The 21,623-nt window shown below is 49.9% G+C and carries 15 protein-coding genes; 5 read left to right on the top strand and 10 right to left on the bottom strand.

Annotation, left to right across the window (positions count from 1 at the left end):
* Positions 1-15 precede the first annotated feature (15 nt).
* The 4 genes from NST07_RS01260 to udk form a co-directional block, all read right to left on the bottom strand.
* Positions 16-1,404, bottom strand: coding sequence for a sugar ABC transporter substrate-binding protein (locus NST07_RS01260; RefSeq protein ID WP_341089220.1), 1,389 nt, complete (start codon positions 1,402-1,404; stop codon positions 16-18).
* 55 nt (positions 1,405-1,459) lie between these two features.
* On the bottom strand, positions 1,460-2,338 hold the full coding sequence (locus tag NST07_RS01265) for a carbohydrate ABC transporter permease (protein ID WP_038584816.1): 879 nt from the start codon (positions 2,336-2,338) through the stop codon (positions 1,460-1,462).
* The gene (locus NST07_RS01270) at positions 2,335-3,192 is read right to left on the bottom strand and encodes a sugar ABC transporter permease (protein ID WP_340895418.1); all 858 of its coding nucleotides are present in this window, start codon (positions 3,190-3,192) and stop codon (positions 2,335-2,337) included. The genes NST07_RS01265 and NST07_RS01270 overlap by 4 nt, the downstream gene beginning before the upstream one ends.
* Before the next feature lie 541 nt (positions 3,193-3,733).
* On the bottom strand, positions 3,734-4,375 hold the full coding sequence (udk, locus tag NST07_RS01275; RefSeq protein WP_076113420.1) for a uridine kinase: 642 nt from the start codon (positions 4,373-4,375) through the stop codon (positions 3,734-3,736).
* Between the two features lie 192 nt (positions 4,376-4,567).
* Here udk and NST07_RS01280 point away from each other — a divergent pair, with 192 nt between their 5' ends.
* On the top strand, positions 4,568-5,659 hold the full coding sequence (locus NST07_RS01280) for a beta-eliminating lyase-related protein (RefSeq protein ID WP_342480935.1): 1,092 nt from the start codon (positions 4,568-4,570) through the stop codon (positions 5,657-5,659).
* A gap of 154 nt (positions 5,660-5,813) precedes the next feature.
* Here NST07_RS01280 and NST07_RS01285 read toward each other — a convergent pair whose 3' ends face one another.
* On the bottom strand, positions 5,814-7,130 hold the full coding sequence (locus NST07_RS01285; RefSeq protein ID WP_341089223.1) for a glycosyltransferase family A protein: 1,317 nt from the start codon (positions 7,128-7,130) through the stop codon (positions 5,814-5,816).
* A gap of 41 nt (positions 7,131-7,171) precedes the next feature.
* On the opposite strand from NST07_RS01285, the gene NST07_RS01290 reads away from it, so the two are divergent.
* Complete coding sequence (locus NST07_RS01290; protein WP_341089225.1) at positions 7,172-7,330, top strand: hypothetical protein; 159 nt, start codon at positions 7,172-7,174, stop codon at positions 7,328-7,330.
* A 514-nt stretch (positions 7,331-7,844) separates the two neighbouring features.
* Here the strand turns inward: NST07_RS01290 and NST07_RS01295 are convergent.
* From NST07_RS01295 to NST07_RS01310, 4 genes are read right to left on the bottom strand one after another with little or no spacing between them, the layout of a single operon-like run.
* A complete protein-coding gene (locus NST07_RS01295) occupies positions 7,845-9,380 on the bottom strand; it encodes a sugar isomerase (protein ID WP_341089228.1) in 1,536 nt (511 codons plus the stop codon).
* Positions 9,370-10,512, bottom strand: a complete 1,143-nt coding sequence (locus NST07_RS01300) for a polysaccharide pyruvyl transferase family protein (protein WP_342480936.1) — start codon at positions 10,510-10,512, stop codon at positions 9,370-9,372. The genes NST07_RS01295 and NST07_RS01300 overlap by 11 nt, the downstream gene beginning before the upstream one ends.
* Positions 10,509-11,564 (bottom strand): glycosyltransferase, encoded by a 1,056-nt coding sequence (locus NST07_RS01305; protein WP_341377039.1) that lies wholly within the window; start codon positions 11,562-11,564, stop codon positions 10,509-10,511. The genes NST07_RS01300 and NST07_RS01305 overlap by 4 nt, the downstream gene beginning before the upstream one ends.
* A gap of 30 nt (positions 11,565-11,594) precedes the next feature.
* Positions 11,595-12,500: a glycosyltransferase family 2 protein gene (locus NST07_RS01310; RefSeq protein ID WP_341377040.1), complete on the bottom strand. Its 906-nt coding sequence runs from the start codon at positions 12,498-12,500 to the stop codon at positions 11,595-11,597.
* Positions 12,501-12,835: 335 nt separating this feature from the next.
* Here NST07_RS01310 and NST07_RS01315 point away from each other — a divergent pair, with 335 nt between their 5' ends.
* Positions 12,836-14,404 (top strand): LamG-like jellyroll fold domain-containing protein, encoded by a 1,569-nt coding sequence (locus tag NST07_RS01315; RefSeq protein WP_342481918.1) that lies wholly within the window; start codon positions 12,836-12,838, stop codon positions 14,402-14,404.
* A 5-nt stretch (positions 14,405-14,409) separates the two neighbouring features.
* The gene (locus NST07_RS01320) at positions 14,410-19,092 is read left to right on the top strand and encodes a cadherin-like beta sandwich domain-containing protein (RefSeq protein ID WP_342480937.1); all 4,683 of its coding nucleotides are present in this window, start codon (positions 14,410-14,412) and stop codon (positions 19,090-19,092) included.
* A 141-nt stretch (positions 19,093-19,233) separates the two neighbouring features.
* On the opposite strand, the gene NST07_RS01325 is transcribed toward NST07_RS01320, so the two are convergent.
* Positions 19,234-20,109, bottom strand: coding sequence for an aldose 1-epimerase family protein (locus NST07_RS01325; protein ID WP_341089232.1), 876 nt, complete (start codon positions 20,107-20,109; stop codon positions 19,234-19,236).
* A 215-nt stretch (positions 20,110-20,324) separates the two neighbouring features.
* On the opposite strand from NST07_RS01325, the gene NST07_RS01330 reads away from it, so the two are divergent.
* Positions 20,325-21,551: a Zn-dependent hydrolase gene (locus NST07_RS01330; protein WP_341089233.1), complete on the top strand. Its 1,227-nt coding sequence runs from the start codon at positions 20,325-20,327 to the stop codon at positions 21,549-21,551.
* Positions 21,552-21,623 lie beyond the last annotated feature (72 nt).

Genomic DNA, 21,623 nt, shown 5'->3' on the forward strand with positions numbered 1-21,623 from the left:
TCTCCGCTAAACGTCTTATCTCTTAATAATTTCGGTAACTTTCTTCTGGATGACCGGCATCACTTCTTCAAGAGTTTTGTGTCCGGTCTCGACAGGCTGCAGCTCATTGATGAACATATCATTGATCTGCGAATATTTAGTGATGAGATGGTTGTAGGATTCATAGCCATATTTAACAGCGCCTTCGTATACCTTCTTCACATCCGCGGGATCAATGCCGTCAAAATGCTTGTAGTAGGCTTCTGCAGCTTCGGTATTCACAGGCGGGTTGCCGCCGCTCAGCTCAATCGATTTCTCCTGAACTTCAGTCGTCAGGAGGAATTTAATCCATTCAAAAGCCTCCTTCGGATGTTTGGAGTCCTTCAGAATCATCAGCGGGTCAACGAACAGTGTGCTGCGCACCTTATCATTGCCGCCCCATGGCACTGCGGCTACGCCGATGTTGAACGGGAAATCATTGGCTCCCGCGAGGTTCCACGAACCGCCGATCGACATGCCGATTTTGCCTGCGACGAAGGGATCGCCGTTCTGGCCGGCTACGCTTTTGCTCCACTCGGAACTCGGCGAGACTTTATCCTTGAAAATCAGATCGAACAGCTTTTGGTACGCGGCAATAACCTCCGGAGAATCGAAATGAGTTTCGGAAGGAACGCCGCCGTTGGTCCAGGTGTCCTCGGAGTAAGGCTCCGCCCCAAAATAAAGCGGGCGCATATCCCGCTCGGCCCAGGTAAAGTCGACACCGTATTGTGTTTTAGCGATATCGTCGGAGACGAGCGTCATTTTTTTTGCTTCCTCGACCATCTTTTCAAACGTCCAGCTCTTATCTTCATAGTCGCTTGGCGGATAGGACAGCTTCGCAGCATCGAACATATCTTTGTTATAGAGCATCAGGGTAACATACATATTGACCGGGATGCCGTAGGTACGGTTGTTTACGGTGTAGATCTTCATCAGGTTATCCGGTATGTGGTAATCTCCGGCTTTGAAGCCTTCCTCCGCCATCAGGTCAGTCAGATCAAGCAGCATGTCTTTGTTGTAATATTCCGCGAACCCGCCGTAGCCGTAGTGGCTGGTGACATCGGGAGATTTGCCTCCGGCAATCAGCGTCTGGAGCTTGCTGTCAAACTGCTCATAGGGCGCCTTTTCCACCTTGACCTTGATGTTCGGGTGCTCCTTCTCGAAATCGGGAATCAGCTTCTCGATAAAGGTGCGGTCTTCTGAATCAATCGTGTAATGGGTAATGGTCACTTGTTTCTCTGAACCGCCGGAGTCTCCGGTGTTCTTGTTTCCCGGGGCCACATTGCCTGCCGACTTGCCTCCTCCGCAGCCAGACAGCATCACCATCAAGGCCATGGACGCTGCAAGCAGCAGTGCGAATGACTTCCTTGTACTGTTCCTTTTCATGAGCGAATCCCTCCATCATTTCAAGTATATTTGGCCGCCAAGAGTACAGCGGAGATTACTTGATACCTGTCAGTACTATGCCTTCCACGAACTGCTTCTGGGCCACCGCAAACAGGGTGACGATTGGAACCATAGCCAGCACGGAGGCGACCATCAGCAGATGCCAAGGCGGGATGCGGAACCGCGACGAGGTGAGCGAGGCCATGCCGACCGGCAGTGTGAATTTGTCCGAGGAGCTTAAGTAGAGCACCGGTGTGAGCAGATCGTTCCAGCTGTATATAAAAGCAAAGATGGCGACGGTCGCCAGTGCCGGTGCGGACAGCGGCAGCGCAATGGTACGCCACATCTTCAGTTCGCCGCAGCCGTCGATCCGTCCGGCGTCGAACAGCTCCTCGGGCAGCGTGGAGAAGAATTGCCGCAAGAGGAAGATGTTGTAGGCGGAACCGAAGAATGCAGGCACGACCAGCGGCAGGAAGGTGTCGATCCAGTTCATTTTGGAGAAGAGCACGAACTGCGGGATCATGATCGCCGGATAAGGCAGCATCATCGTGCTCAGCAGCAGGGCGAACCAGAGCTGGTTGCCCCGCCCTCTGTATCTGGCGAAGCCGTAGGCCACCAGTGCCGAGGAGAGCAGGGTGCCAATGACGGTGAGTCCGGCGATGATCAGGCTGTTCTTATACAGTGTGCCGAACTGCAGCGTATCAAAAATCTCCGTGTAATTGCTCCAGGCCCAGCTCTCCGGGAGAAAGGTCGGCGGAAATTTCAGCATTTCCCGCTTCGATTTCAGGGAGGTCGAGACCATGAAGAAGAGCGGAAGCAGCATAAGGAAGGTGGTAATCAGCAAGGTAATGAAGCTGGCGATCTTTACGGGATCCGCTTTCCGCCGGGAATGGGAAGTTGGCACCCGGGGGCTGGTGGCCTTGACGGTACTCATCGGCGTTCCCCTCCTTCGTAATGAACATAACGGTTGGACAGCTTCATAATGATGGCCGTGAACACCAGAACGACGATCAGCAGCACCCAAGCCAGAGCTGACGAGTACCCTGCCCGGTATTCCTTAAAGGCGGTGTTGTACAGATTGTAAACATAGAACCAGGTGGAATAATTGGGACCGCCCTGTGTCATGACGAACGCTTGGGTAAAGACCTGGAAGGAGTCGATCAGGCCCATAATCAGCTGGAAGAGCAGCACGGGAGAGATCATCGGCAGCGTAATGTTCTTGAAAATTCTAAAGCGGCCCGCACCGTCCAGTCTGGCGGCTTCAATTAGGCTGGACGGCACGCCCTGCAGCCCTGCAAGGAAGAGAATCATACCGGACCCGGCTGTCCAGAAGGACATGATGATCAGGGCATATAGTGCGGTGTCCGGACTCATCAGCCAGGCCGGGCCGTGAATGCCAAACCAGGAGAGCATGTAGTTGAAGAGGCCGATCTGTGGATTGAAGATCCAGTACCAGAGTAGAGACATCGCGACGCCTGACACCATACTGGGAAAATACATTGCTGTCCGGAAGAAGCCACGCAGGGGAATCGTCTGGTGCAGCAGCAGCGCAAAGCCGAGAGCCAGCAGCATCTGTACCGGAACACTGATAAAGGTGTATCTAAGCGTGACCGTTACCGACTTCCAGAACAGATCATTGTGAAACATTTCAGTGTAGTTGGCCAGGCCGATAAACCTGGGAGGGTGAATAATGTCGTAATCGGTGAAGCTGTAGTAGAGCGATGACATGATGGGGTACAGCGCGAAGACCAGGAAACCGATAAGCCAGGGCGAAATAAACAAATACATGTAGAACGTCCGACGCCTGCTCTCACTCTTAATCACAGACACACCAACCTTTCGATCTTAAAAGTATAAGCGCTTTAACTTTTGTCGTAAATAAATGTCGTAAAAAGGCAATATTACTGTATTTATTATTTATAAAGTTTAATCGCTTTAACTTTTAAATCCACCTGATGACATTATCATAGTGGATGAACCGGAAATAATCAACCCTTATTTTATTGAATAAAGCGCTACCAGTCAAATAAAATAACATTCGGTAAGTTTTTTTATACTTTGTTGCTGAAAAAACATGGAGATTTCATACAGATGTAAGGTAATATAACTCCATAGTGTGAGTTGGGCGGGGTTTGTTTGATGCCGATTTGTTTTCTTGACTAGAATCCACTGCTAAAGTGGAGCTTTTATTCCATGGATTGCCGATATTACTTCAAAAAAACAGGTACCATCCTTATAAAAAGAACGGTACCTGTTACGTATCATTTCAAAATTCTATTTCTCGCCGAAACGGATACCGTCCTGTTGAGGACGGTCCGTTTCCACTTGTTTACCGCGTGTTCCCGTTCCACTGCTCATCGCCCGAAAGATACTTCCCGGTCAATACGGACAACAACTCGATGCCAACCTGATTCTGTCCGCCTTCAGGGATGATGAGGTCGGCGTATTTCTTGGAAGGCTCAATAAACGCCTCATGCATTGGCTTTACCGTCGTCAGATATTGCGTGTGAATGGAGCGGATGGTCCGGCCGCGTTCTTCAATATCCCGCAGCACCCGGCGGAGAATACGCACATCCGGATCTGTATCTACAAATACCTTGATGTTCAGCTGTTCCCGCAGCTTCTCATCGGAAAGCACATGCAGCCCTTCGAGAATGACAATGTTGTTGGGCGCAAGCTCAACCGTCTTGTCAGTGGAGCGGGCGTGAACTGTGAAGTCATACACTGGAGCGTACGCAGCTTGTCCGGCTTTCAGACAATCCAGGTGCTCAATCAGCAATTCCGTATCGAAGGCCAGCGGATGATCGTAATTGATTGCTCCGCGCTCAGCCATGCTGAGGTAAGAATGGTCTTTATAGTAGTTATCCTGAGATATGAACGTCACTTTGTCTGTTCCCAGACGGTCAATGACGGAGCGAGCTACTGTCGTTTTGCCGGAACCGGTCCCGCCGGCGATACCAATAATAAGCATGGTGTTTTAATAAACCTCCCTAAGCGATTGCCTTTGCAATTTCAATATTGTAGCACAGCGGTCAATTTATTTCACCTCGGTACCGGGAATAAAACGTGAACATTCAAAAAAATCAGGAGTTTTGGCCTGAAATGATATAATTTAAGATATTTGATGCAGATGCTGGCATAAATGAAGGGGGAATTTACCGGGATGAGTGAGACGAAATCACTGCTTGAAGCCTTTAACGCCACGGCTATGAAGTTGGCCGGACACGGGAAACGCGACATTGAAGTATTGAAAGAGGCCTTTGCCGGCGTGGATGGACATACGGACAGCGATATTTACGGAGGAGGCAGGCTGATTGAGGATTTCCAGGCCGAAATGGCGGATGTTCTCGGGAAGGAGACGGCGGTCTTTTTCCCCAGCGGGACCATGGCCCAGCAAATTGCTCTAAGAATCTGGTGTGGCCGCAAAGGGATGAAGACGGTAGCGTATCATCCTTTATGCCATCTGGAAATTCATGAGCAGGACGGGCTTAAAGAGCTGCATCATATCGAGCCGCTGCTTCTTGCGGATAAGGACAGCTTAATTACACTGGATGATGTGAAGAACATCGGAAGGGACATTGCTTGTCTGCTGCTGGAGCTGCCGCAGCGCGAAATCGGCGGTCAGCTGCCCGAGTATGCAGAGCTTGAAGCCATCTCCGCCTATTGCCGCGGGCAGGGCATTATTCTGCATCTTGATGGCGCGAGATTGTTTGAGGTGCTGCCGTATTACGGGAAGACGGCGGCTGAGGTATGCAGTCTGTTTGACAGCGTATATATCTCCTTCTATAAAGGGATTGGCGGTATCGCAGGTGCCATTCTCGCGGGTAGCAGGGAGTTTACAGAGGAATCGAAGATTTGGAAACGGCGGCATGGCGGCGATTTGGTCAGCCTTTACCCGTACATTGTCCCGGCCCGCTATTATTACCGGCAGAGAGCCGGTAAGATGGGACAATACTATGAGGAGGCCAAGGAGTTTGCCGCTTTGTTGGGCGGCTGCCATAAGATGTCCACGCTTCCGCAGCAGCCGGTCTCGAACATGTTCCATGTCCATTTTGCCATAGCCAAGGAGCAGCTTGAGCCGATACTGGTTACAGTGTACGAGCAAACCGGAGTGGGGCTGACTGCATCGCTGAGGGAAACAGGGGAAGCCTCCTGCTTTTTTGAGATGCATATCGGTGACCGCTATGGCAGTATCCCCAAAGCAGAGCTTGGCGCAGCGGTTAAGCTGCTGAATCAGCTGATAAAGCAAGCGTAACAAGCTTCAAATGGCATCCTCCCGATGAAGGAGGGTGCTGTTTTTTTGTCCTGCAATAGTTTGCTTTTGACATTCTATAAAGGGTATTGGTTACACGAAAAAAAGACACCCCGCAAGGTGCCTGGTTACTACATTGGTATGGGCGCATTCGAAGTTAACGGTTGAGCAGCGAGCGAACGAAGGATACCCGCAGCAGCTGTTTTTTCATCAGTTTGGTGCGGAACTGGCGTTTCAGCTGGCTGTAAGCCTTGGGGGAATGGCTGCTGGCCCAGCTGTACATGAACTTGAAGTCGGTATGACTTTTGGCCGAATTCATCAGGTAATAAGAGATCGTGTCATACACATTGTGGTTGAACCACTCGTTCATTTCCTGCTTATTGTAGCCGTAGCGTTCAATCGCCATATTGCGGATAAGCCGCTTCTCCTCCAGGTTCTCAATCAGGAACGACTGGCTGAGATGAAAGGTGATGTTATTGCCATGAATCCGGTACACCCCGGCCAAACCATCGATGAACCCGGCATCGCCGATCAGCAGGGCACGCAGGTAAATCGAGGCATCGTTGACCATGTTCATGTTCAGGATGTCCATGCTCATCAGCGCTTCGCGTTTGAAGACTGTGGTTAGTGTAGAGGCAGGCTTGGGATAACCCTTCTGCTCGAAATTCATGAAATAATCCTTCTTGCCGGTAATGCTGGCCAGCTGCAGGCTGGAGATCGTGAGCTTCCGGCTTTTGGAGTATTCCAGAAATACGTTTGCGGCCACAAATGATACCTCAGGATGCGCCAGGTGAAAATTCACAGCTCTGCTTAAATAACTGGAATCAATCAGATAGTCGTCATCATCGAGGAACAGAATATATTCACCGTCTCCATGAGCGGCAAAAGCCTTACGCCGGTTATTCCCCGGCCCGCTGTTAGTTTCATTCTGCATGAAGATGACACGCGGGTCACCGCCAAAATTCGTGTGCATCATCTCGCCCGTGCCATCACTGGAACAGTCGTCAATGACGGTAATTTCTTTATTGGGATAATCCTGCCGGAGAATACTCTGAATCGCCTGATGCAGGAAGTCTTTTCTATTATAAGTAGTGATAATAACGCTGACCTTCGGATAAGCAGCAGGATCGGCGGATTCAGGCAGCAGGCTCTCTGTTTCCCCGGCTCCGCTGCTGAGTCTGGCAAGCTGCGTAAGCAGTCCCTCAATCGTATTCAATTCAATATGAAATTGGCGCAATAAATAGTACTCCAGCGCATCCTCAGACGCTCTCCCCGCCAAATAAGCCTCGATCACTTCAGTCAAGGTTGCCAGATGTTCCTGGATCGCAGGTGCGCTTTCCTTGCTGCTAATCTCCCGACCCCGGCGTACAATGGCTTCGCGTGATAGCTCTTCGGCGGAGAAATGCTGAATATCGTCATGGAGCTGATGGAGTAATCGGTAGCCGGCCTGTTGCAATTCCTCGCTGTGATCCATATTCAGCCCTCCTCAAAGTTTTGTTAGCTCCTGCTTCCTTGATGTACTTCGTGCAAAACTCGCTGCGGAAGCATACGCTTGGTTTTGTGAGCATCTGCTTCATTGATGTACTTCGTGCAAAGTCGCTGTGGAAGCATACCCTTGGTTTTGTTACAAGAATCGAACTGAGAAATGACTCTGCAGCGCGGCAAGTTGTATAAGTGTATTTAGTGCAACTATATGGAGCCTAAACAGCGATTTTTGAGTAATAAGTGCATTGTATACAGTTATAAATGGCAATTGGGTTCATTTTACTTAGTTTGACTCTATTTAAGTGTACAGAATACAATTATTTCAGTATCGGCCCCAAAATACCAAGTTTTAGTTGTACGAAATGCAGCTAAGGCTTAGGCATTTAGTAAGTCAGCCCCCTCATCTTACGCAACTCCCGCATCCCGCGTGTCCGCATCCGCGCATCCGCATCCTGCGCACTCGCATCCCGCATCCTGCGCACTCGCATCCCGCGCACCCGCATCCCGCGCACCCGCATCCCGCGCGCCCGCATCCTGCGCATCCGCATCCGCGCATCCGCATCCGCGCACCCGCATCCCGCGTGTCCGTATCCGCGCGCCCGCATCCCGCGCGCCCGCATCCTGCGTGTCCGCATCCGCGCATCCGCATCCGCGCGCCCGCATCCCGCCCGTCCACACATCTCATACGCGCTGCGCCGCTTAATTAAGCCTGCCCGGCCGTAACCTTGCGCTTCAGCTTGAGCTTCGTACGGAAGCCTTTGAGATAACCCCAGGTATAGAGGAATACCTCGCGTTCCATCAGCGATCCGACCAGGAAATAGATGGGCAGAGTGATGATGCCGAGCAGCACGGCCCAGAGAATCACACCGGTGTATGAGGTGATGCTGAGGTCGAGCTTGGTGGTGACAAAAACGATGGCAGCGAAGACCGCAACGTTGGTCAGCCATCTGCGGAAAGTGATCCATGGACTGCGCTCCAGCAATACCCGGCTGGCATAGACAACAATATCAATGGAACGGTACAGCAGCGCGGCGATGGTGCCCATCAGCACGCCATAAATTCCGAAGAAGATGACGAAAATGATCGAAGCCCCCAGATTGATCGCCGACTCCATAATAGAGCGAAACTGGGTGTTTCTGAAATGTCCGGCAATCGTGATGATATTGTTGGAGGTGGTGCGGGCATTGGTCAACAATTTAATCACCACGAATAGAACCGGCAGCCAGGTATTAATATAGTTCACATCGTTGACGCCGGCCGTGTACAGTTTCATGAACGGAAGGATGATGATATAGACGACGGTCAGAATGGCAAAGATGAGGCCCATGAAATAGACCTCGTAAGCATCATAGAACTTCACGAAAGCCTCTTTGCCCTCATGGTAGCTCTGCCCCAAGGCGGCCTTTATACTTCCGTTGACGGTCTGAACGATGTTGTCAACAATGGTGAAGATCATGTTGTACATCACATAGATGCTGACGATCTTCAGGTTCGTAAATATAGTCAGAATCAACACGTCGGTATTGCGGAAGATGAGATAGGAAATCTCATGCACCATAACCGAGTTTTTCTGGCCAATGGCTGCAAAATCCGGCTTGTGGCTGAGGTCGATCCACTTATAATATTTCTTCGAATAGAAATAGAAAGCGACGATCTGCAGCAGGGTGAGCACGAAGAAGGAAGCCTGCACGGCAATGATGTTCACACCCTGCAGCAGCAGGATGATCCGAACGACATTGTTCAGAATATTTGCGATGGTGACGATGGACGTCTCCACATAGCTTTTGCCCTCGGCGATCAGCAGAATTCTGAATTTGCCCTGGAAGTAATAGTTGATGGCCCCGCCCAGACCCGAGAATAAAATAATCGCCATGATGCTCACTTTGTTGATCTCCGAGTGGATGACCAGCGGATAAATGACTGCAAGCAATACGACGGAGATAAAATAGTACATTCCCGTTTTTTTATAATAGCGTGAGGTTGCCGCGAGAATCGAATTGATATGACCCCGGTCATTGCTGGCTATCGGCTTATACAGAGCCTGCAGCGAAGCTGCACCGACCCCGGCTTCAAGCAGGGCGAAGTAACTGATGATCTGCACGATGGATGCAATGAGACCATTGGCTTCGGAGCCGTAGTTGACCATAATCAGTCTTGGAATGAAGAAGCCGAGAATAATTGTGATCACCTGGCTGGTAAGGCCAAAGCCGAGGTTCAGCAGGCTCCGTTTAGCTTTCATAGCTTCTTCTCCCTTCCATAAACGGTGCCGGTGACAGATAAGCGTCCAATTGTTCAAAATGCTTTTCTGCCTGATTTGCCTGTAACGTCACGTCAAGCCGGTTAGTGGCCATACTGTCATACACCTCTTCCGGTGTAAGCTCGGACAAATGGGCGAAATCGGTGTATTTTCCGGTAAAATAGGCATCCTGCATGACATTGACCATCTTGCTGCTGTAGGCCACCGGGAAGACAGGCTTGTCAAACACCCAGCCGAGAATCATCGCATGGAACCTGGAAGCGACAATACAGCTGGCACCTGCCAGTGCGGCGAGGATGTCATCTATGTTTGTTTTATAGAGGTGAACATGGGTCTGCTCCTGAAATTCTGCCGGAATCAGACCGAGAATTTGCCCAATGGCTTCCTGGTCGCCTTCATGCTGGCAAAATGACATGAAATGCACGGCATAACCCTGCTTGATGAAATAGACTGCAACATCTTTCATTTTTTCATAATAGAGGTTGTCAAAACCGCTTAAGTTCTTGGACGACGGCTTAATCACCGAAATCGCAATCGTTTGGCCCGCTGGAGGTTTTTGTCCGGATGAGGTTTCGTTTGCCTTATATTTCAGCTGGAAGATAATATCCGGAGCCATTCGGACATTGCCCAAATCCTTAAATAAATCATAGGAGTATTGCTCTCTGAAAGAGACGTCGGTATATTCCGGGAATATCCGCCGGTGCACCTGGTAATACTCATCATCCGTAAAGGGACCGAAATTGGCGCCCATCAAATAATACGGCTTGCTCTTGTTGCGCATGGCTTCCGCGTTCGCCACATATTCCGCCCAGTGTTCTCCCTGCATAAAAATAGACCCGCCGATATGCACGGTTCCATCTGACTGATCACCCAGAAATCTCTGCAGAAAGTTGTTATGCAGCTTTAATTTTCGGAAGACATAATTAATTCCCCGGAACAGGATGGAGTTCGAAGCATAGACCTTGAGGTTCTTGATGTCCTTGAATACCAGTTTATATAAACGGGGAGCAATGATCATAAAACGGGTATCCGGATACCGTTCGCAGAGTACCTTGATAAACAAATCATCGCCCAAATTGAATTCTGTATATGCGCTTACCATCATCTTCTTCATATCTTAATTTCCTTTCTGGTGATCATGGTTTTGAGCTTATGTTTGAACTGGAGCCAGCTTCTGTCCATGTGGATCAACCGCGCATATAAAGCCGGGGAAATTAAGAAGGCTTTGATTCTAAAAGCGAGCTGTCTGTCATCCCCGCTGTAGCGTTTCATAATGAGCAGCATCTCGTCGTTCAAATGAGGGTAGGTCTTCTCAATGTCATGAAGCAGGTCACGCATGCGGATTCCCGAAGTGCCGTTCAGGCAGGTCTTGAGATTGTAAAAGTAGTTCTCCGTCATCTCCCGGGTCAAGAGGAGCTCTGAGATGGTGCTGGCCTCGCTGAAGGGATGGGCTTTGAAGTATTCATCCACCCGCTTGAAGGCATCGACAACATCGAATTTGTTCACATTATATGTGCCTGTAATGGATGACGTCCTTTGCACATAATAGGATAATACGTCGGGGATCGAGATCACCCGGGACGCTCTGGATAAGGCTTTATAGATAAATTCCTGATCCTCTCCGTTCACACAGCGCTCTGTGTAACGGATGTCGTTCTCCAGGAGAAAGCTCCGCTTGAAGGCAATGCTTCCGGTCCAGATTCTCAGGCTTTTGTGTACAAAAATATTCTGCAGCGCCTCGCTTCCCGTAGTGTCGGACTGACCGGAAGTGAAGCTTACAATTGTCGACTGATCCTCCCGGACGAGGTTGTAGCCCCAGCAGACCACATCCGGACCCGTGGTCCGTGTGGCGCCCTCGATACTCAGCGTGAGGTTGACGTCGGCATAATCGTCTCCGTCCAGGAACAGCACATAATCTCCTGTAGCTGAAGCCAAACCGGTGTTTCTTGCAGCGCTCACTCCAGAATTAGGAGTGCGGATCAGCTTCGAACGTAGATCAGGATGCTGCTCCAGGAAGTCAGCGGCCACCTCATACGTCCGGTCTGTTGAGCCGTCATCGACCATAATCAGCTCGAACCTCTTCCCGCTTTGTTCCAGGAGTGAGAGCAGCAGAGGTGTTAAATAACGTTCTAAATTGTACATGGGCACTACAATACTCACACTCATGCGACCACTCCCTTCCTGAGGTTTGATGGATTAACCGGCGGTTTGCCTGGAGAATATTTCTCTCAGCCCTTTTTTGTAGCCGCTGATGGCAGCTGTATTCTTCTTGGGCTGTTCCCGCAAAATCAGATAGAGCGTCGTCCAGACCAGGGCGAGATAACCGACAGGTCCCGAACGTTTATCCTTGAGCAAATGCACATGGTTCAGCACTCTCATATAAGCTACATTCTCAAGATTGTCTCTGGAGGCCGGGGACTCATGATGCAGAAGTTTAAGTTCGGGATTGATATAAAGGGGGCCGGAACCTTGCGCGATACGGGACATAAGAATGTCTTCACCGACGCTGTAGCTTTGGAGCCAGGGGACGGGTTTGATGTCTTGAATGGCCTCTTTCTTGAAGGACATGTTGCAGCCGTGCTGGAACTCTGTCTTGAAGATCTTCCGTGCCTTATGCCAATTGTACATGGAGCCGGCCTGGCCGCTTAAGGAAAGCTTGCCGCTCGATAGAGATTGCTGGAAGGAGAGCAGACAGCGGATCGTGCCGAGGAAGCTGTTGCGCATCCCGATGGCGACCCCGCCGACACCTGCGCAGTCCGGATGGTCGAGGTAGGTTTGGATTAAAGTGGCCAGATAATGATCGGGGATTTCGACGTCGTCATCAAGGAAGAGGATCTTGTCCATGGTAGACAGCTCCACCGCCTTGATTCGGGACAGCCATAATCCCCGCTCAGTTTTGCTGTGGTACAAAAGGGGATAACCGCAACCGGCCAATAAGGCTTCGAACCCCTTAAGGGTTCCTTCGGGAATCTCTCCGTCATCAATGATAATGACCTCTATAGGATACGTCCGGCCTATGCTTTGTTTAGTTATAGAATGAATGCACCGTGTCAGGTCCTGTACCCGGTTCCTCGTGCAGATAGCCACTGACAATCCTTGCATATACTCCACTCCCTTATCCGATTCTCCCATCTATATTAATCATAATAATCTTGGGATTATAAGCTAACTTAAGCTTACTATTGGCAGAGAAAGGTTGTATATACTACTTTAGTTTACTTATTGGCCGCCATGGAGCAGTAACAATTTTTTTGAATTTAACAATAAATTCTATAAATTCGACATAATCAGCGCTATCTAAAATTCCGATAATTAGATTATAAGCATTTTCCAGACTAAGCCAGGGAGGGCAGACCAGACATAGTTGAATAGCAAGGACATCTTAGAAAAGTGGGGCTGAATTTGTGGGAATAAAAAGAGGATCAAAACACTTGATCATGGCTTTGGTTGTCATTCTGATCATTAGCAATTTTTACGGTATACCCTATGTTGCTCAGGCACAGACTTCAATACCGCTGGATACCATTCTCGAGGACACGCTGGAACCTGCGGGGAAAAACATTTCAGATTTAAATCAAAGCGGAGTTGGCATCACTGAGGTGGATAACACCAACGGGCAATGGCAGTACAAAAACAACTCGGGCGTATGGCTGTCGATTGTAGCTCCTGGTCCGGGCAACATGGTTGTGTTAGGCAGCGGTGTAATGATCCGGTTTGTTCCGAAGAAGGATTGGAATGGAACTGTAGGCATCAAGTATCGCGACTGGTTGATTCCAGCGGAATCCGGCGGAAATCCTCCTAACTATGTAAATGTGAATGAGGCCTATACAGGAAAAGAATCGGCTTTTGGGGAATTTGAGGAAACCGCGCAGATCAAAGTCCTGCCTGTTAACGATACTCCTTATATTTCCGAGTCTGGGGGCAATGATTACCTTGATTTTGACGGTAAGGGATACGTAACCCTTCCCGATCTGGACATATATGCTAATTCCCTAACGATTGAAACGTGGGTGAATGCCAGCAGTGCTCCATCATGGGGGCGTATCTTTGATACCTCTTATGGTCCTGATAATTTTAATTTGCATTTTACCTTTGAAGGAAATACAGGGAGAATAGCACTTGAAGCGTTGCCGCAAAAGGGTACCAGAGTTAAAGCTTACCTGGTGAGGACAACGGAGCGATTGCCTTTGAATCAATGGGTTCATGTGGCCGCCGTATATAATCATGTGGAGAAAAAGGCCTATATTTACTGGAATGGAATTCTGAAAGGCAGCGGATTTATGGATCTGACGGACATGGCTAAAGCCAAGGCGCAGAACTCCAATCTGCCGAGAGCTTATAACTTTATAGGTGAGAGTACATGGTCCCAGGATGCCAATTATACGGGGGGCATGAGAGACTACCGGATATGGAATAAGGCAAAGACCCAGGCGGAGATTGAAAGTCAGATGAGCACCAGTCTGAGCGGAGCTGAAGCGGGTCTGATGGCCAACTACAAATTCAATAATCCAAGTGCTGGAGCGGTCGCCAAGGATTCCTCCACGGGAGCAAGAAATGGCAGCATTGTAAGTGGCAGATGGCAGTCCGACACAGGGTTCAACACCAACGTGGTAACACCGGTGAACACTCCTGTATCTAAGCCGTTTAAACTGACTGATGTGGATGACGGCGACATGCTGACGCTTTCTGCGACCTCGTCGAATACGGCCCTTTTGACGAATGGCAATATCACCTTTTCAGGGGAAGGCCCGGAAAGAAGTATCCATCTTACTCCGGCAGCAAACATGACAGGCGCCTCCACCATCAAAGTCACAGTAAACGATGGAATTACTTCAAGTAACAGCAGCTTTTTATTGAGTGTTGTGGCCGGGAAATTTGATCTTAAATTCATTTCGCCCTCTGTGGGTGTGATGGCACCTGCTTTTAACCGGGGGATTATCTACAATAAAGTGCATGTTCCCAACAAAAGCGGAAGCAGTCCGAACAACAGTATCGATATAATGTAGGAGCGGTGAATCCTGCTGATGTAAATGTAACAGCGTACGCAGACAATGGATCTGGCGTGACGGTAGCAGGCTCCTACCCTACGTTTACTGTCAGCGGCCTGATTGTGGGTGTATATAAGCCCATAAAGATTAAGGTAGCCGATAAATTCTCATCTAATTTCAAGGAATATCAGCTTGATATCATCCGTTATCCAGGAAATGATGCCAATCTGGCTGCAGTGAATGGACTGGCTTTGTCCAGCGGCGGGCAAGCTATTGCGCTGTCCCCAAGCTACAGCAGTAATACGTCCAACTATACCGCTACCGTCGAAAATGATGTAAGTTCGGTTAAAGTGGAACTGAAAAAGTCGAATCTGTTCTCTACAGCGACATTAAACGGTGGAGCTATTGGTTCTACGGAATCTGTTGATGCTACTGGGAATGTCAGCTTGGCCTACGGGAAGAATCTGATTTCCGTTGTAGTAACGTCAGAGGACGGAAAAACAAAGAAAACCTATGAGGTTGTGATTGTGAGAAAGCTGTTGGGGGATGCTTCTCTGACTAATCTGACCGCTTCCCCGGGCGGACCTTCGCCAGTCTTCAATACCAATCAGGCGGACTACGCAATGGAAGTCGCAAACGCAGTAACGACTGCGGAATTCACTCCGGCAGCCGCATTCGGTGCAAGCATTAAGGTGAATGGCGTGGATCACCCGAGCGGTACACCTTTTCTCATTACGGGTCTTGCAGCAGGAAATAACAAGTACTTGATCGAGGTAACGGCACAGGATGGAGTGACGAAGAAGTCTTACAGTCTGGTTATTCTGCGTGCACCTTCGGATGTGGCAGATCTTTCGGGTTTGACCGTCTCTTCGGGAACGTTGTCGCCTGTCTTTAATAACAACGAAACGGGATATTCGGTTGAGGTTGCTAATGAGGTATCCTCGCTGGAGCTTACTCCGAAGCTTCTGGATGCTGCGGCAAGCCTCGTAGTGGACGGCAATATTCATATTGATGATACTGCTTATACTAAGAACTTAAATGTGGGTCTGAACACGGTTGAGATCGTGGTTACTTCACAGAGCGGTGTCCGTGTAAAAACAACCCTTGTAAATATTATCAGAAAGGCTTCTTCCAATGCCGATCTGTCCAGTTTGGTCCTTTCAGAAGGAGGAGTCGATCCTTCTTTTGACAAAAATCAAACCGGGTATGGTGTGACCGTGGCTAACAGTGTCTCTCAGCTTACGATTACTCCTACTCCTGAGGATGCAAACGCAGAGATCAGCCTGAGTGGGAATGTAGCGGCGAATGCTCAGCCAAGACTGGTAAATCTACGGGTTGGTGTCAACGAATTCAATATTTTGGTCAAGGCTCAGGATGGGATAACGTCAAAAAATTATGTATTGACGATTGTCCGTGAAGCTTCCTCCGATGCGGATTTGACCAATATCACTTTGTCCGGCACAACATTATCTGGAGGTTTCGACCGCGGAACCTCGACCTATTATGAGTATGTGCCGAACAATGTTACCAGCATGGCAGTTGCAGCAACTACAAGTGATGAACAGGCAACCTATACCATCAATGGGCTGGAGTCGGCAGGAGGAGTGCCTATTCCTTTGGGGGTAGGAGGAAATGTAGTTACAGTAGTTGTTACAGCGGCTGATAAAGTTACTACCAAGGAATACACGGTAACTATCGTCCGTGCAGCTTCGTCGAATGCGAATTTGCTCGAGTTGACGATGACTGACTTAACGGATAATGCGATTACCCTTACATCCATTCCGGGTACTTTCAATTATAGCGGCACGGTCGAGGACGAAGTTTCTGTAGCTAAGCTAAGTGCAGTTGTTGATGATGCAAATGCAAGCACCTCTGTATTTGTGAATGGGGTTTGGATCGAAGACCTGAACGCTGTGCCTCTGACCACAGGTTTGAATGTTATTGAAGTTAAGGTCACAGCTCAAGACGGAAGCATGCAGGTATACACCATTAATCTGGTGCGAAATCCAAGTAAAGATGCAACTCTGCTGAATATGGCGATTTTCCCCGGCGAATTAACACCGGTTTTCCAGGCAGGCATCAGTGATTATTCGGTCAATGTGGACAACAATGTAAGCGACGCCGATTTTTTAATTAGGACTAATAATGAGCTGGCAACCTACATCTTAAAGAAGAATGGAACCTCTACCGGCGTAACAGGCGACCGCGTAGCACTGGATGAGGGCACGAATCAAATTACAGTAGAGGTTACGGCTGGTGATGCCAGCACTAAAAAAACCTATTCCGTTACTGTGAATCGTGCCGTTCTGCCAAAGGATTCCTCTCTTACTGATTTGACCGTCAGCTCTGCAAGAGGAACAGAAGCTCTGAATCCCCAGTTCTCCGCAGAAGTCTTCAAGTACTTCTTGCCGGTACCCTATGAAGTGGATCGGGTTGAACTGGATGCTGCCAAAGGGGACATGGATGCACGGATAACCGTAAATGGTGTTACGGCAGATAGTCCGATGCCTATTTCGCTGGTGGAAGGGCTGAACATCGTAAACCTGAAGGTTACAGCTCAGGATGGAAAGACAGAAACTGTGTACAAGGTGGAAATCACCCGACAATCACGTTCGTCCGATGCTACTTTGGGGAGTATCGGTGTAGATGTCGGAGCTTTGGACCCGGCCTTTGATCCTGCCGTTTCCGATTATACGGTAGAGGTAGGAAATGATGTGAACTCCATCGTCTTGAGTCCGATAGTGGCTGATGGAAAGGCGAAAAGCCAAATCACTGGAAGAGACGGGGCCTCTCTAGATCATCTGATTGAAGGGGACAACGTATTTGATATTCAGGTCACTGCTGAGGATGGGACTGTAAAGATATACACAGTTAAAGTTATTAAGGCCCAGCCTGTAGCTACACCAACGCCAACAGCAACGCCAACGGCAGAACCGACAGCGACGCCAACGGCAGAACCGACAGCGACGCCAACAGCAGAGCCGACGGCTACGCCAACGGCAGAACCGACGGCCACGCCGACACCGGCTACGCCAACACCGGCCACGCCGACACCGGCTACGCCGACACCGGCCACGCCGACACCGGCTACGCCAACACCGGCCACGCCGACACCGGCCACGCCGACACCGGCTACGCCAACACCGGCCACGCCGACACCGGCTACGCCGACACCGGCTACGCCGACACCGGCCACGCCGACACCGGCCACGCCGACACCGGCTACGCCGACACCGGCCACGCCGACACCGGCCACGCCGACACCGGCTACGCCGACAGCTGAACCGGCGGTACCAGCCGCACCAATTGCGACAGCGTCGACAGAGCGGATAACTGTGAAGGTAGAATCGGGACAACTGGGTCAAGGTTCAGTGCTGGCTGAAACGGTTATCCAACGCACGCAGGATTCAAGTGGAATCCTGCATGATGTAGTCAACTTCACCACGGATCGGGTGGAGGAGGTTGTCCGGAAAATTGCCGGATCCTTGGATAATACGGCCCGGATTATGATCCCTGATGAGAAGGATCAGGTTGCGGATATTAATGTAAATGTTCCTAAAGATGCGATTAAGACGCTCGGCGGCTCCAACGTGAACATGGAGATCTTCACGGAGAACGTAAGAATTCTCATATCACAATTATCACTGGATAATTTCACTGAAGATTTATATTTTCATGTAGTGCCGATTAAAGACCAGACGTTGCGCAAAGAGGTGGAAGACCGGGCAAGAATCGAGCGGATTGTCAGAGAAATCGCAGCTGACAAACAAATTGATGTTGTCGCCCGTCCGATGACGATCGAGACCAATATGCAGAGTAGACCGGTTACATTAACGCTCCCTCTGCGTGACGTGCAGCTGCCAGCCAATCTCTCGGAAAGAGAAGAATTCCTGTCCAATCTGGTCATCTTTATCGAGCATAGTGATGGCGATAAGGAACTGAAGAAGGCGAAGGTTGTTGATTACAAATCCGGCGAACTTGGCTTACAGTTCGAGGTGAACAAATTCAGTACCTTCACCATTCTGAACATGGAAGGCTGGGAGCAGTATTTGGCGGCAACAGAGGCAGCGCAGCAGCAACAACAGCAGCAGCTGAACCAACACAAAGCCTTCATCAACGGCTTTACAGATGGAACCTTCAAGCCGAACCATTCCATTACCCGTGCGGAAATGGCCGCGATTCTGGCGAGAAACCTTGGCTATGACGCATCCGCTGCGCCAGCTGCTTCCACTTACCCGGATGTGAAGGATAGTCACTGGGCGAAGGGGGCGATTCAATTCGTCAAGGAGGCAGGGTTGATGCAGGGTAACGATAAAGGCCTGTTCCTCCCGGATGCTCCTATCAGCCGCGGAGAGATAGCGGCCGTTGCATCAAGATATAAGAAGCTGGATACTGCGGCTATTACATCCGGCGGGTTCAAGGATACGGCTAGCCACTGGGCCGCCAGAGAAATTGAGGCCGCAAGCAAGGCCGGCATCCTTAACGGCTATAAGGACGGTACGTACCGTCCAACCGGTAGCCTGACACGCGCTGAAGCTGTAAAGGTTGTCAATCGACTGTTCGGACGCGGACCGTTATATGGTGTCACCACACCAAGCTGGCCCGACGTCCCAACGACACACTGGGCTTATGCTGAAATTGAGGAAGCTTCCAATAACCACACGTTCACAGTGCGGATTGAAGGTGGAGAAACGCTTAGTCAATAAAAGCATATAAGTACGAAGAAGGCCGTAGCCCATCAGTGGGCTAACGGCCTTCTTTTTTTAAAAATTTATATGCTTCACGCTATAAAATATCCTTCTATTTCTCGCTGGAAATACGGAAAGCTGTTATGAAGCATGCAGGTATTAATTAATTTCTATCGTCAGTGAGCTGGCGAAATGTTCTCCTGGCGACAGGGTGATAATACCTTCTTTTTCCGAAAGCTCGCCCTCGAAGACATCGCTGTCTGCGAATCCCTGCCAAGGCTCGATGCAGACAAAAGGTGCATTCAGCGGCTGCCAGATGCCGAGATCCGGGAAGCCTTCGAAGGATACAGCAACGCTTTTTCCGGTAAGTCTGCTTTTCAGCGAGATCTGCCGGGAGGTTACATTCTGGAAAATAAGCGCGCCGTCCTTGAACATTTCATGGGATAATGGAAGGCTGCGCTCTTCCCTCAGCACAGGCTCCGATTTACCGCTGATCCGAAGTCCGCCGTCATTCAGGAACTCCCGGTCGAGGTTTTCGGACTCGGAGAACTCGAGCACATAGTCGCTGAAGCTTCCGTTCTCATCCAGCGGGCAGTTAAATGCAGGATGCGTGCCGAGCTGGAAGCAAATGTTCCCTCCGTCAATGTTCTCCACCCGGTAATCCAGCTTAAGAGTGCTATCGTTCAGCGTATATGTAATATACAGGTTGAACTTAAACGGATAGCTGGACAGGGTATGCTCGCTGCTGGTGAGAAGGAAGACCGCACGGGACTCGTCCGCTTCAACGACTGTAAATTCGCTGCGTCTGGCAAAGCCGTGATTGGCAAGCTTATACGCTTGTCCACCAACCTTGATCTCTCCGTTACGGACAGCGCCGATAATCGGGAACAACACTGGAGAACGGCCTGTCCAATAGGCGGCATCGCCGCTCCATATATATTCAGTGCCTGTGTCTTTTCTGGTGAAGCTGACAAGCTCCGCTCCGAGGGTGCTGATCTCAGCCTGTGCTGAGCCGCTGCGCAAAATGGTGTTCATAAAATTACTCCCCTTTCACAATGGTTGGCCAGCCCGTCTTCCTTGCTGACAGCTCATATTTTAACAGACTTCCTTAGCGGCGTTGTAACACATCGTGAACAATTCAGAAAAATAATTATTACAGTGTGTAAAATGACAATCTGACGCAATGGTATAACATATATAGAAAGCAATGTATCTGTATAAGTATGCGTTCAAAATGGAGGGATAGGCCCATGCAGCTTAAGCAAATATTCGTGAACGGTGAGAGATTGAAGAATACGATTGAGGCCTTTGCCGATTTTGGGCGTACGGACAATAACGGAGTTACCCGGTTGTCGTTGTCGGAGCAGGATGTGAAGGTGCGGAATTACTTCGCTGCGTGTTGTGAAGAGCTGGGTATGCCGGTCAAAGTGGATGATATGGGCAACATGTACGCCACGCTTGCAGGAACGGAAGCAGGGCCGCCTGTGGTGATTGGCTCACATCTGGACACGGTCAAGAAGGGCGGACGCTTCGATGGTGTGCTTGGCGTCATAGCCGGCCTGGAAGTGGTACGCACTCTGGTTGACCATGACATCAAGCCCCGGCTGCCGGTGACGGTGATGAATTTCACCAATGAGGAGGGTGCGCGCTTCGAGCCTTCGATGATGGCGTCCGGCGTATTGTCCGGGAAGTTCGGCAAGACGGAAATGCTGAAGAAAAAGGACCCGGAAGGGACGACCTTTGGAGAGGCATTGGAAGCGAGCGGCTATGCGGGAGAGGCTGCGAACCGGATCAAGGAAGCAACTGCATATCTGGAGCTGCATATCGAGCAGGGACCTGTGCTGGAGCGAGAAAATCTCGCCATTGGCCTGGTTGACTGTGTCGTAGGCATGGCCTGCTATGAGATTGAAGTGACGGGTGAATCGGATCACGCCGGAACTACGCCGATGGATATGCGCAAGGATGCCTTGTTTGCCGCCACCGGCCTGATTGCAGAGCTGCGGAGCAAGCTGGGTGTGCTGGATTCGGAGTTAGTTTATACGATGGGCAGAATGAACGTGCTGCCTAATATTCATACGGTGATTCCTAATAAGGTGATTTTTACCGTCGAGGCTAGACATAAGGATATGGATATTGTACGTGAAGTTGAGCATATCATAGGCGGCCTGCCCGAAGAGCTGCTGGAGTGTTCGGTGTCCAAGACCAAGCTGTGGGGCCGCGATACTGTGTGGTTCGATCCGGAGATCTGTGCTTTGACTCAGCAGGCAGCATCGAGACTGGGTTACAGCAGTAAAAAGATGGCCAGCGGAGCAGGGCATGACGCGCAGTTTGTGGCCGGGTTTCTGCCATCGGCAATGATTTTTGTGCCCAGCGTGAACGGGAAAAGCCACTGTGAAGAAGAACTTACTTCCTATGAAGATTGCGAAAAAGGGGTGAATGTTGTACTGGAAACGGTACTGGCTGTATTATCTAAGTAAATCATGTTATTAAACATAACATTAGATATGATTTTCTCTTAAATCCTTCCTATGACCGGCATGTTACCCATC

The organism is Paenibacillus sp. FSL L8-0340, assembly GCF_038593145.1.
GTDB lineage: Bacteria > Bacillota > Bacilli > Paenibacillales > Paenibacillaceae > Paenibacillus_AQ.